This window comes from Microbacterium ginsengiterrae (assembly GCF_014205075.1).
GTDB lineage: Bacteria > Actinomycetota > Actinomycetes > Actinomycetales > Microbacteriaceae > Microbacterium > Microbacterium ginsengiterrae.
Genome location: NZ_JACHMU010000001.1, coordinates 1851293 through 1864373 on the forward strand (window position 1 = coordinate 1851293; position 13081 = coordinate 1864373).

8 protein-coding genes and 1 tRNA gene are annotated in these 13081 nt (G+C 67.4%); 8 read left to right on the forward strand and 1 reads right to left on the reverse strand.

Annotated elements, in window-relative coordinates; all coding sequences use genetic code 11:
- The first annotated feature begins 215 nt into the window (after positions 1 to 215).
- The gene (rpoB, locus tag HD600_RS09220; protein ID WP_184283154.1) at positions 216 to 3716 is read left to right on the forward strand and encodes a DNA-directed RNA polymerase subunit beta; all 3501 of its coding nucleotides are present in this window, start codon (positions 216 to 218) and stop codon (positions 3714 to 3716) included.
- A 52-nt stretch (positions 3717 to 3768) separates the two neighbouring features.
- Positions 3769 to 7644, forward strand: coding sequence for a DNA-directed RNA polymerase subunit beta' (rpoC, locus tag HD600_RS09225; protein WP_144794927.1), 3876 nt, complete (start codon positions 3769 to 3771; stop codon positions 7642 to 7644).
- 102 nt (positions 7645 to 7746) lie between these two features.
- Here the strand turns inward: rpoC and HD600_RS09230 are convergent, their stop codons facing one another.
- Complete coding sequence (locus tag HD600_RS09230) at positions 7747 to 8184, reverse strand: hypothetical protein (protein WP_184283156.1); 438 nt, start codon at positions 8182 to 8184, stop codon at positions 7747 to 7749.
- 167 nt (positions 8185 to 8351) lie between these two features.
- Between HD600_RS09230 and HD600_RS09235 the strand changes: the two genes are divergently transcribed.
- The 6 genes from HD600_RS09235 to HD600_RS09260 all read left to right on the forward strand — a co-directional run bounded on the left by HD600_RS09235 (position 8352) and on the right by HD600_RS09260 (position 13072).
- The gene (locus tag HD600_RS09235) at positions 8352 to 9269 is read left to right on the forward strand and encodes a carbohydrate kinase family protein (protein WP_184283158.1); all 918 of its coding nucleotides are present in this window, start codon (positions 8352 to 8354) and stop codon (positions 9267 to 9269) included.
- 87 nt (positions 9270 to 9356) lie between these two features.
- Positions 9357 to 9441: transfer RNA gene (locus HD600_RS09240), tRNA-Tyr, on the forward strand.
- A gap of 135 nt (positions 9442 to 9576) precedes the next feature.
- On the forward strand, positions 9577 to 10071 hold the full coding sequence (locus HD600_RS09245) for an FBP domain-containing protein (protein WP_184283160.1): 495 nt from the start codon (positions 9577 to 9579) through the stop codon (positions 10069 to 10071).
- Between the two features lie 50 nt (positions 10072 to 10121).
- Positions 10122 to 10919 carry an enoyl-CoA hydratase/isomerase family protein gene (locus tag HD600_RS09250; RefSeq protein WP_184283162.1) on the forward strand — a complete coding sequence of 266 codons (798 nt, stop codon included), beginning with the start codon at positions 10122 to 10124 and terminating at the stop codon, positions 10917 to 10919.
- A gap of 84 nt (positions 10920 to 11003) precedes the next feature.
- A complete protein-coding gene (locus HD600_RS09255; protein WP_184283164.1) occupies positions 11004 to 12269 on the forward strand; it encodes a hypothetical protein in 1266 nt (421 codons plus the stop codon).
- Positions 12266 to 13072, forward strand: coding sequence for an inositol monophosphatase family protein (locus tag HD600_RS09260; protein WP_184283166.1), 807 nt, complete (start codon positions 12266 to 12268; stop codon positions 13070 to 13072). Before HD600_RS09255 ends, HD600_RS09260 begins: the two co-directional genes overlap by 4 nt.
- Positions 13073 to 13081: the final 9 nt, after the last annotated feature.

Here is a 13081-nt window from a genome sequence, read left to right on the forward strand (position 1 = left end):
GCCTCCGCCAGCCCGTCCGGGTGCTTTTACCGCAGCATCCGGAATTGGTCAAGGATTCTGCTTGCCATGTCGTGAAATCCGCCGTATAGTTATTCCTTGCGCCTCCTTTCTCCCTGCCCTCATATGGTGGTCGGCAGATGCTGAGCATCGAGCGCGCACTCCACCTGACGACAAAGGAATCGAGAAGCCCTGCGGGGCTCACGGAGGTTATTCCCTTGGCTGCTGCTCCCAACGCATCCACATCCACCACCAACAAGAACGGGCGCGGCGCATCGCGTCTCTCGTTCGCCAAGATCTCCGACACGCTGACGGTCCCCGACCTTCTCGCGCTGCAGACCGAGTCCTTCGACTGGCTCGTCGGCAACGACACCTGGAAGGCGCGCGTCGCCGAGGGTAAGAAGGCCGGCCGCAAGGACCTCAACGAGTTCAGCGGTCTCGAGGAGATCTTCGAGGAGATCTCTCCGATCGAAGACCTCAGCGAGACGATGCAGCTGAGCTTCACGAACCCGTACCTCGAGCCCGAGAAGTACTCGATCGACGAGTGCAAGGAGCGCGGCAAGACCTACGCCGCCCCGCTGTACGTCGAGGCCGAGTTCATGAACCACCAGACCGGTGAGATCAAGACGCAGACCGTCTTCATGGGCGACTTCCCGCTGCAGACCAGCAAGGGAACGTTCATCATCAACGGCACCGAGCGTGTCGTCGTCTCCCAGCTCGTGCGTTCGCCCGGTGTCTACTTCGACAAGACGCCCGACAAGACCTCCGACAAGGACATCGTCTCGGCGCGCGTCATCCCCAGCCGTGGTGCATGGCTGGAGTTCGAGGTCGACAAGCGCGACCAGGTCGGCGTCCGCATCGACCGCAAGCGCAAGCAGTCCGTCACCGTGTTCCTCAAGGCCCTCGGAATGACCAGCGAGGAGATCCTCGCCGAGTTCGCCGGGTTCCCCTCCATCGAGGAGACCCTCGCCAAGGACACCATCCTCACCAAGGAAGACGCGCTTCGCGACATCTACCGCAAGCTCCGTCCGGGCGAGCAGGTCGCCGCTGAGGCCGCCCGCGCGCTGCTGGACAACTTCTACTTCAACGCCAAGCGCTACGACCTCGCGAAGGTCGGCCGCTACAAGATCAACCAGAAGCTCGGTCTGAACCAGCCGCTGGACTCGTCGGTGCTCACCGTCGAGGACATCGTGGCCACGATCAAGTACATGGTGCGCCTGCACCGCGGCGACGAGACCTTCGAGGGTCTGCGCAACGGCAAGAAGGCCGAGATCCGCATCGCGACCGACGACATCGACAACTTCGGCAACCGTCGTATCCGCGCCGTCGGCGAGCTCATCCAGAACCAGGTCCGCACCGGTCTTTCCCGCATGGAGCGCGTCGTCCGCGAGCGCATGACCACGCAGGACATCGAGGCGATCACGCCGCAGACCCTGATCAACGTGCGCCCCGTCGTCGCCGCGATCAAGGAGTTCTTCGGAACCTCGCAGCTGTCGCAGTTCATGGACCAGAACAACCCGCTCGCGGGTCTGACCCACAAGCGCCGCCTGTCGGCCCTCGGCCCCGGTGGTCTCTCCCGTGACCGCGCCGGCGTCGAGGTCCGTGACGTCCACCCGTCGCACTACGGCCGCATGTGCCCGATCGAGACCCCTGAAGGCCCGAACATCGGTCTGATCGGCTCGCTCGCGACGTTCGCGCGCATCAACTCCTTCGGTTTCATCGAGACCCCGTACCGTCGCGTCGTCGACGGCGTGGTCACCGACGACATCGACTACCTCACCGCCGCCGAGGAGAACGACTTCAACATCGCTCAGGCCAACGCGGTGCTCGACGACAAGAAGCGCTTCGTCGACAGCCAGGTCCTCGCCCGCCCGAAGGGCGGAAGCGGTGAGGTCGACATGTTCGACCCCGCCGATATCGGCTACATGGACGTCTCGCCGCGCCAGATGGTGTCGGTCGCGACCTCGCTCGTGCCCTTCCTCGAGCACGACGACGCACAGCGCGCCCTCATGGGTGCCAACATGCAGCGTCAGGCTGTGCCGCTGCTGCGCAGCGACTCGCCGCTGGTCGGAACCGGTATGGAGGGCTACGCGGCCATCGACGCCGGCGACGTCATCACCGCCGACAAGGCCGGTGTCGTCACCGAGGTCTCCGCAGACCGCGTCGTGCTCCAGCTCGATGAGGGCGGCACCAAGGAGTACTACCTCCGCAAGTTCGATCGCTCCAACCAGGGCACGTCGTACAACCAGAAGGTCGTCGTCTCCGAGGGTGAGCGCGTCGAGGTGAACGAGGTCATCGCCGATGGCCCCGCCACCGAGAACGGTGAGCTCGCGCTCGGCAAGAACCTGCTCGTCGCGTTCATGACGTGGGAGGGCTACAACTTCGAGGATGCGATCATCCTCAGCCAGGACCTGGTGAAGGACGACACCCTCTCCTCGATCCACATCGAGGAGTACGAGGTCGACGCCCGCGACACCAAGCTCGGCAAGGAGGAGATCACCCGTGACCTCCCCAACGTCAGCCCTGAGCTGCTGAAGGACCTCGACGAGCGCGGCATCATCCGCATCGGTGCAGAGGTCCGCCCCGGCGACATCCTCGTCGGCAAGGTCACGCCGAAGGGTGAGACCGAGCTGTCGGCCGAGGAGCGCCTGCTCCGCGCGATCTTCAACGAGAAGAGCCGCGAGGTCCGTGACACCTCTCTGAAGGTTCCCCACGGTGAGCAGGGCACGATCATCGCCGTCAAGGAGTTCAACGCCGAGGACGGCGACGACGAGCTCGGCTCCGGCGTGAACCGCCGCGTCGTGGTCTACATCGCCCAGAAGCGCAAGATCACCGAGGGTGACAAGCTCGCCGGCCGTCACGGCAACAAGGGTGTCATCGCCAAGATCCTGCCGGTCGAGGACATGCCGTTCCTCGCCGACGGAACCCCGGTCGACATCGTCCTGAACCCGCTCGGCATCCCCGGTCGAATGAACTTCGGTCAGGTCCTCGAGACCCACCTCGGGTGGATCGCGAAGCAGGGCTGGAAGGTCGAGGGCAACCCCGAGTGGGCGTCGACGCTGCCGGAGGTCGCCTTCGAGGCTGCTCCTGGCACGAAGGTCGCCACCCCGGTGTTCGACGGCGCGGAGGAGCAGGAGATCGCCGGTCTCCTCGACTCGACGCTGCCGACGCGCGACGGCGTCCGCCTCATCGACCGCTCGGGCAAGACCCAGCTGTTCGACGGCCGCTCCGGAGAGCCGTTCCCGGCACCGATCTCCGTCGGCTACATGTACATCCTGAAGCTCCACCACCTGGTCGACGACAAGATCCACGCCCGTTCGACCGGTCCGTACTCGATGATCACCCAGCAGCCGCTCGGTGGTAAGGCACAGTTCGGTGGACAGCGCTTCGGTGAGATGGAGGTGTGGGCCCTCGAGGCCTACGGCGCCGCATACGCGCTCCAGGAGCTCCTCACGATCAAGTCCGACGACATCCTCGGCCGCGTCAAGGTGTACGAGGCGATCGTCAAGGGCGAGAACATCCAGGAGCCCGGCATCCCCGAGTCCTTCAAGGTGCTCATGAAGGAGATGCAGTCGCTCTGCCTGAACGTCGAGGTCCTCTCGGCAGACGGCACGGCGGTCAACCTCCGCGACACCGACGACGAGGCATTCCGTGCCGCCGAGGAGCTCGGTATCAACATCTCCAGCCGATTCGAGTCCGCCTCGATCGACGAGATCTGACGCGTACAGCGTTCACGATTTCGCAGAATTTTATTGAGACACAGGAGAACTAGTGCTCGAGTCAAACACCTTCGATGAGCTTCGCATCGGCCTGGCCACCGCAGACGACATCCGCGGATGGTCCTACGGTGAGGTGAAGAAGCCCGAAACCATCAACTACCGCACCCTCAAGCCCGAGAAGGACGGTCTGTTCGGTGAGCAGATCTTCGGTCCGTCCCGTGACTGGGAGTGTGCCTGCGGCAAGTACAAGCGTGTCCGCTTCAAGGGCATCGTCTGCGAGCGTTGCGGCGTGGAGGTCACCAAGAGCTCCGTCCGTCGTGAGCGCATGGGCCACATCGAGCTCGCCGCACCCGTCACCCACATCTGGTACTTCAAGGGCGTGCCTTCGCGCCTCGGGTACCTGCTGGACATGGCGCCGAAGGACCTCGAGAAGGTCATCTACTTCGCCGCCTACATGGTCATCTCGGTCGATGAGGAAGCTCGTCACCGCGACCTGGCCACCCAGGAGAACAACATCCGTCTCGAGCTGAAGACGCTCGCCGATCGTCGCGACGCGAAGATCGCCGAGCGCCTCTCCAAGCTGGAGGAGGAGCTCGCGGCTCTCGAGGCCGAGGGCGCCAAGGCCGACGCGAAGAAGAAGGTCAAGGACGCCGCCGAGAAGGAGATGTCGCAGGTGCGCAAGGGCGCCGACGACGCCATCGCCAAGCTCGAGCGCGTTTGGGAGGACTTCCGCACCCTCGAGGTGGGCGCCCTGCGTCCCGAGGACGACGTCTTCCACGAGCTGCAGGACCGTTTCGGACAGTACTTCGAGGCCCACATGGGTGCGGAGTCGATCCAGCGTCGCCTTGCTGCCTTCGACCTGAAGGCGGAGGCCGAGAGCCTTCACCTGCAGATCTCCGAGGGTAAGGGCCAGCGCAAGATCCGTGCGATCAAGCGTCTGAAGGTCGTCAACTCCTTCCTGGAGACCGGCATGTCGCCGGCATCCATGGTTCTGGACGTCGTGCCGGTCATCCCGCCGGAGCTGCGCCCGATGGTGCAGCTCGACGGTGGCCGCTTCGCCACCAGCGACCTGAACGACCTCTACCGTCGTGTGATCAACCGCAACAACCGTCTTCGTCGTCTGATCGACCTCGGTGCCCCCGAGATCATCGTCAACAACGAGAAGCGCATGCTGCAGGAGGCCGTCGACGCACTGTTCGACAACGGCCGCCGCGGTCGCCCCGTCACCGGCACCGGCAACCGCGCCCTGAAGTCCCTGAGCGACATGCTCAAGGGAAAGCAGGGTCGTTTCCGCCAGAACCTGCTCGGAAAGCGCGTCGACTACTCGGGCCGTTCGGTCATCGTCGTCGGCCCGCAGCTCCAGCTGCACCAGTGCGGTCTGCCCAAGCAGATGGCGCTCGAGCTGTTCAAGCCGTTCGTCATCAAGCGCCTGATCGACCTCGGTCACTCGCAGAACATCAAGGCCGCCAAGCGTGCCGTCGAGCGCACCCGTCCCGAGGTCTGGGACGTGCTCGAGGAGATCATCCGCGAGCGCCCCGTCCTGCTCAACCGTGCACCCACCCTGCACCGCCTCGGCATCCAGGCCTTCGAGCCTCAGCTCGTCGAGGGCAAGGCCATCCAGCTGCACCCGCTCGTCTGCGCGGCGTTCAACGCCGACTTCGACGGTGACCAGATGGCTGTCCACCTGCCCCTGTCGGTCGAGGCTCAGGCCGAGGCCCGCGTGCTCATGCTCGCGTCGAACAACATCCTGAAGCCGTCGGACGGCCGTCCGGTCACCCTGCCTTCGCAGGACATGATCATCGGTCTGCACCACCTGACCACGGTCAAGGACGGCGCAGCCGGTGAGGGACGCGCGTTCGGCTCGGTCTCCGAGGCGATCCTCGCCAAGGACGAGGGCACCCTCGACCTGCAGGCGAAGATCCGCATCCGCATCCCCGGCCTCAACTTCCTCGAGGGGGAGGCTCCGGAGGGCTACGAGAAGCACGGCCTCGTCGACGCGTCGCTGGGTCAGGCGATCTTCAACGCCACGCTGCCGAAGGGCTACCCCTTCGTCCGCGAGCCCGCCGACAAGGGCAAGCTGTCGCAGATCGTCAACAAGCTGGCCGAGGAGTACCCCAAGGTCGAGACGGCGGCGACGCTGGACCGCATCAAGGATGCCGGTTTCTACTGGGCCACGCGCTCCGGTGTGACCGTCGCCCTCAGCGACATCCTCACTCCTCCGAACAAGAAGGAGATCGTCGCCGGCTACGAGAAGCAGGCCGCGAAGGTCCAGTCGCAGTACGAGAAGGGTCTCACGACCGACGCCGAGCGTCGCCAGGAGCTCATCAAGATCTGGACCGAGGCGACCGACGAGGTCCAGGCCGCGATGCGCGCCAACTTCCCCGAGGACAACACCATCAACCGCATGGTGTCGTCGGGTGCTCGTGGTAACTGGCTGCAGATCCGCAACATCGCGGGTATGCGTGGTCTGGTGAACAACCCCAAGGGTGAGATCATCCCGCGTCCGATCATCTCCTCGTACCGCGAGGGTCTGTCGGTGGCGGAGTACTTCATCGCGACGCACGGTACCCGTAAGGGTCTGGCCGACACCGCTCTGCGTACCGCCGACTCGGGTTACCTGACCCGTCGTCTGGTGGATGTCTCGCAGGACGTCATCATCCGCGAAGAGGACTGCGGCACGTCGAAGGGCCTCGAGCTCCCGATCGCCGCTCCGAACTCGCAGGGTGAGCTCGTGCGCGATGCGAACGTCGAGAACTCGGTGTTCGCCCGTACGCTGGCCTCCGACGTCGTCAGCGAGTCCGGCGAGGTCCTCGCCGCGGCCGGCGACGACGTGGGCGACGTGCTGATCGACAAGCTGGTCGAGCTCGGTGTCGAGAGCATCAAGGTGCGCTCGGTCCTCACGTGCGACTCTGCCGTCGGTGTCTGCGCGCAGTGCTACGGCCGTTCGCTCGCGACCGGCAAGACCGTCGACATCGGTGAGGCCGTCGGCATCATCGCCGCGCAGTCGATCGGTGAGCCCGGAACCCAGCTGACGATGCGTACCTTCCACACCGGTGGTTCCGCATCGGCGGACGACATCACCCAGGGTCTGCCCCGTGTGCAGGAGCTCTTCGAGGCTCGTACGCCCAAGGGTGCGTCGCCGATCGCCGAGGCCGATGGCCGCATCACGATCGACGAGACCGACAAGGCCAAGAAGGTCATCCTCACGCCCGACAACGGTGACGAGGAAGTGGTCTACCCGGTCCTGAAGCGTGCGACGCTCCTCGTCGAGGACGGCCAGCACGTCACGGTCGGTCAGCCCCTGCAGGTCGGCACGCTCGACCCCAAGGAGGTCATGCGTGTCATGGGTGCCCGCGAGGTGCAGAAGTACCTCGTCGGTGGCGTCCAGGGCGTGTACCGCTCGCAGGGTGTGCCGATCCACGACAAGCACATCGAGGTCATCGTCCGTCAGATGCTCCGCAAGGTCACCGTCGTCGATCACGCCGACACGACCCTGCTCCCGGGTGAGATGGTCGACCTCAAGCGCTACCAGCAGATCAACCGCGAGACCGTGGCAGAGGGCAAGCGTCCCGCGTCCGGCCGTTCGGAGCTGATGGGTATCACCAAGGCGTCGCTGGCGACCGAGTCGTGGCTGTCCGCCGCCTCGTTCCAGGAGACGACCCGCGTGCTCACCGAGGCTGCGATGCAGGGCAAGCGCGACCCGCTGGTCGGTCTCAAGGAGAACGTCATCATCGGTAAGCTCATCCCCGCCGGAACCGGTCTGTCCAAGTACCGCAACGTCACGGTCGAGGCCACCGAGGAAGCCAAGAGCGAGCGCTACCCGAACCGGATCTTCGCATCCGACGGCGCGTACGCCGAGGGCGACTTCGGATACGTCGACTTCGACGCGTTCTCGACGGATGACGTGACTCCGGGCACGTACAACTGATCGAGGCGAGAGCCGATCGACGAAGGCCCCGCACCTCTTCGGAGGGGCGGGGCCTTCGTCATGTCCGGGCGTCGGGTCCGGGCGGTGGAGTCCGGTGTGCGGTCAGCGCGGACTCGCGGCCTGCTCGTCCGGGTGGTTCGGGGTCCACCCGATCCACCCGGTGTCCGAGGCGATCACACTCCATTCGCCGCACGCGAAGACGGTGTCGCGCTTATAGACGTCCGGCATCCCCTCGAAGGAGTAGTCCGGGGCGGACTGGCGGGGGACCGAGGTGCACAGGTCGGGGTCGAGGGTCGCGTCGCTCTGCACGGACACGAGCGCGTCGCTCGCCTGGGTGGAGCGGACGACGGAGATGTCCTGCCCGTCCGAGGGGAGCCAGGCGGCCGCCGCGTCGAAGCCGGCGACGAAGCCGCTCCGGTCGTCGAAGTGCAGCGTCTCGCGCTGATAGGCGATGCGGTCGACGGCGGAGCAGCCGGTGGCGAGTCCGACGGCGATGAGGCTGAGGCCGGCGGCGAGGAGGCGAACGGAGGTCTTCTTCATGCTCTCCATCCTTCTTCGGCGCCTCCGCCCACGCGTCGGCCTGCGGAATGACGTGCGTCATCCTCGAGGGTGACCCACGCGCCGTGGTCAGCGGGGCGTCCTTCCCGGTGCGACGGAGCGACCTCACGGTGCGACGGAGCGACCTCACGGTGCGCGAGAATGAAGTCATGCCCCACACCCCTCGTACCGTCGTCATCGGCGACGCCCTCATCGATGAGATCCACGACGCCGGCGGAGTCCGCGAGCTCGTCGGCGGCGCCGCGTTGAACGTCGCGGTCGGGCTTCGGCGGCTCGGCATCCCGACAACGCTCATCGCGATGGTCGGAGACGACGAGGCCGGCACCCACATCCGCGAGTATCTCGGCGACCACGACGTGTCGCTCGTCGCGGGCGCGGCGCCGTTCGGCTCCTCACGTGCGATCGTCCAGCGCGACGCGCACGGCGAGCCGTCGTACGCCTTCAACGATGCGGCGCAGCAGCGGACGATCCGCTACGGCGACGAGGCACGACAGGCGATCGCGGCGGCCGACCTCGCGGTGATCAGCTGCTTCCCGTTCGACCGCGTCGATGAGGTCGACGCCCTCGCGGACGCCCTCGCCGATGCGCGCGTCGCGATCGATCCGAACCCGCGCGCCGGCATGCTCAGCGACCGCGCGGAGTTCGTCCGCGGATTCGAGCGCATGGCCGCGGATGCCGTGATCGCCAAGGTCGGCGCGGACGACGCCGCGCTGCTGTACGACGGAGACCTCGACGCGCTGCGCGCGCGTCTGCGAGAGCGTGGAGCGCGCGCGGTGCTGGCGACGGCGGGCAAGGACGGCGCGATCCTCGAGACGGATGACGGGGTCTTCCGCGCCGGCATCACCGAGCTCCCCGGGCCGATCGTCGACACCGTCGGGGCGGGCGATGCGACACTCGCGGCCGTGGCGGAGGGGCTGGCCGCCGGCCTCCCCGAGGCGGGGGAGGAGTGGCAGCGTCTGCTCGACCGTGCCATGGCCGTCGCCGCGGCGACGTGCCGGGCAGAGGGCGGTCTCCTGCGCACTCCCGAGTCGCTCGAGCAGGGCGATCGCGGCGTGCGGGGCAGCTGACGTTTCGATTTCTTACACCTGCGCCGGACAGGTATGCTTGATACTCGCGCCCCCGGTTGGCTGTACAAGCTGGACGGGTGTGCACCTGGCGAGTTACCCAAGCGGCCAAAGGGATCTGACTGTAAATCAGACTGCATTGCATTCGGGGGTTCGAATCCCTCACTCGCCACCAACCAAACGACAGAAGACCTCCGGGAAGCGGGGGTCTTCTTCTTTCTCCGGATGCATTGCCGTGAGCCACTCGTCCCGAGCTCACGAAGCGGGGGCGAACGCGCCCGCCACCGCGACGAGTTCATAGACTGGAGCGATGCGAGCGCTCACCGAGTCCGACGTCCGGGCGTCGTTCATCAACGCCACCGACGACGAGCTGCGGATGATCGAGATGCCGCATGACTTCCTCCTCGTCGACTGGGACTTCCACGACTTCCTCGCCTGGCGTGATCCGGCATCCAGCAAGCGCGGGTGCATCGTCATCGACGCGGGGGAGGGGCCCGTCGGCATCGTCCTTCGGGCGAGTGATCCCGGGCGCTCGCGGTCCGGCATGTGCAACATCTGCCAGACCATGCAGCCCGGTAACCAGGTCGCCCTGTATTCGGCGCGCAAGGCCGGCCCTGCCGGTCACCGCGGCGACAGCGTCGGCACGTACATCTGCGCCGACCTGTCCTGCCACGAGAACGTGCGCCTCGCGCATCCACTCGCTCCCAACGAGGTCCGCGCCGCCGGACAGGTGGACATGCGACTGGACGGCACCCGCCGCCGCATGGAGCGCTTTGTCGCTCGCGTACAAGAGGACACGGACTGACACGGCGCCCTGACTAGGCTGGCGGGGCCCGCGCTTCGAAGGAGATGCCCATGACCGACGCCATCCTGTTCTCTGTCGATGAGGGCCTCGCCCGCCTGACGCTGAACCGTCCAGCCCGGCTCAACTCGTTCAATGCCGATCTCGCGCACGCGTGGCGGGATGCCACGACCGAGGCGACGACTCGCGATGACGTGAAGGCGATCCTCCTCGACGCCGCCGGCCCCGCATTCTGCGCGGGCGGCGACGTCATCGAGATGGCCTCGACGATGCACGACGGCTCTCCACTGACGGAGCTGGCCGGCGTGATCAACACCGGGATCCGCGCGCTGACCGAGTCCGCCGTGCCCGTGGTCGCCGCCGCGCACGGGACGACGGCGGGCGGAGGGCTCGGGATCCTGCTGAGCACGGACTACGCGGTCATCGGTGCGAGCTCGCGGATCGGCAGCCTCTACGCGAACATCGGACTCACCCCTGACCTGTCGGTGTCGGCGCAGTTGGCGGATGCCGTCGGTCGCCGCCGCGCGCTGCAGCTCGTCCTGCAGGACCGTCTGCTCACCGCCGAGGAGGCGCTCGAGTGGGGCCTCGTCGCGGAGGTGGTGACGGGCGCGGATGCCGCAGCCGAGGCCGATCTCGTGCGCGCCCGCGCCGAGGAGGTCGCGCGGTTCTGGCTGGCCGGAGCCGCTGGGGCGTACGGCGAGGCCAAACGACTGGTGCGGTCGCAGCCCGGCCGCACGTTCGCCGAGCAGTTGGCGGAGGAGGCACGGTCGATCGGTGCGTCGTTCGACACGGAGGACGCCAAGGCCAGGGTGGCGGCGTTCGCCGCGGCATCCACGAAGAAGCCGCGCTGATTACTCACACATGCCGTGATGCCCCGCGCGATACGATCCGCGCGTGCAAGGATGAGGGCATCATCAGCTCAGGAGGGGGCCACCATGTCTGAGGTCAACGGGACGAATGCGAAGCCGCAGGCATCGCTGCTGATCCGCGGAGCGATCTGGATCGCGATCGGCGCGCTCATCGCCGCAGCACTCGTCTGCGTCGTGTGGGTGCTCATCGGTGACCAGAACGGCATCATCGGCCGCGCTTTCCTGACGATCTTGCTGCTCGCGGGCTTCGCCGGCATCGCGATCCTCGAGGCGGGACTCGCCACGCGACGACCCGACTGGCTGGCTCTGGCGAGCATGATCACCTGGATTGTCGCCCTGATCGCGGGCGCCATCAAGATCTGGCTGCCGGAGGAACCGGAGGAGTACACCGGCGGTGTCGGACGCTTCTTCATGCTGTTGGTCATCATCGGTGTCCTGCAGCTCGCCCTGCTGCACGTGCGACTGTTCGTCCCTGCCGCGCAGCGGTACGTGACCACGTTCACCAGGGTCATCTACTATGTGACGCTCGCGATGCTCGTGTTGCTCGTCGCCATGCTCGTCATCTACCTCACCCTTCCCGACACCTTCAGGTACGGCGACCTCTACTGGCGCTTCGTCGTGGCGCTGGCGATCCTCACCGCGGTCGGCACCACCCTGATCCCGCTGCTGAACGCCCTGTTCGCGCCGAAGAAGCAGCCGGCGGCTTTCGCGCCAGGTGGCGCTCCCGCCGCCGCAGCGCCGTGGCCGACGTATGCGGACGGCGCGACCCCGCTCCCCGTGATGCCGGACGGATCACCGGACTGGAACGCGTACTACACGGGCCGGCCGAGCATGCCGGCCCAGAGCTACCCGCAGCAGCAGTCCTTCCCCGCTCTTCCGCCGCAGGAGCACTTCGCCACACCGGCCGCCCCGCAGGCGCCGCTGGTGTCCTCGCCGGATGCGCCGATCGGTGCAGACGGCCTCCCTGTTCCGCCCGCCGGTGCGCCCGCCGCACCCGACGGCATCGCGGGCGACTGGAACCCGACGGCCGCTGAGGAGGCACCCGCACAGACCCCTGAGGGCGCGCAGAGCGGTGGGCATGCTGCCGTCGACCCGTTCGCCCCGTCGCCGGAAGCCCCGCACGTGCCGGCGCCGCCTGTCGTGGCGCCGGAGGGTGAGGCGCCGGTCCCGCCCGCACCCGTGCCGCCTGCGCCTGCGACGCCGGGACCCCAGGCGCCCGCTGCGCCCGACGAGGGCGCGCAGCCGCCGGTGCCACCTCGACCGGACGAGCTGCCGACGGCGCCCCCGGCACCGGGGGCCTTCCCGCCGCCTCCACCGGCGCCGCGCCGATGATCGGCGACCAGCCCGTGGAGGTCCTGCTCCAGGAGCTCGCCGCGGACATCGCCCGTGAGGCCGGGGCCCTCGCCCGCGAGCGCAGGGCGGCCGGGGTCGCGCTCGCCGCGACGAAGTCGACCCTCGCCGACATCGTCACCGAGGCCGACCGCGAGGTCGAGGACCTCATCCGTGCACGCCTGACTGCCGAGCGCCCGGGCGATGGTTTCCTCGGTGAGGAGTCCGGCGCGGCGCAGAGCACGACCGGCGTGACGTGGGTCGTCGATCCGATCGACGGGACCGTGAACTACGCCTACGGCATCCCGATGTACAGCGTCAGCATCGCCGCTGTGGAGGGCGGGTCGGACCCTGACACCTGGCAGCCGCTCGCCGCCGCGGTGTGTGCCCCCGCGATCGGGGAGCTGTTCACCGCGTCGCACGGCGGCGGGGCCTGGCTCGGCGACCGGAGGCTCGCCGTCACGACGGAGACCCCGGCCGGCGCTCTGCTGGCGACGGGCTTCGGATACGACCCGTCTACGCACGACGGCGACCTCGCCACCGTGCGCAGAGTGATGCCCCTTGCGCGAGACCTTCGACGTGGCGGTTCGGCCGCGATCGACCTCGCGTACGTGGCCGCCGGCCGACTCGACGGATACTTCGAGCGTGGCCTGAACCCGTGGGACTTCGCGGCGGGCGCTCTTCTGGTCACCGAGGCCGGCGGACGCCTGAGCCGGTTCGACACCACGTCGAGCAGGCCGATGGTGGTCGCTGCCGGACCTGCCCTGCACGAACGGCTTTCAGACCTTCTCCACAAGGAGGTCTAGAGGGTGCCG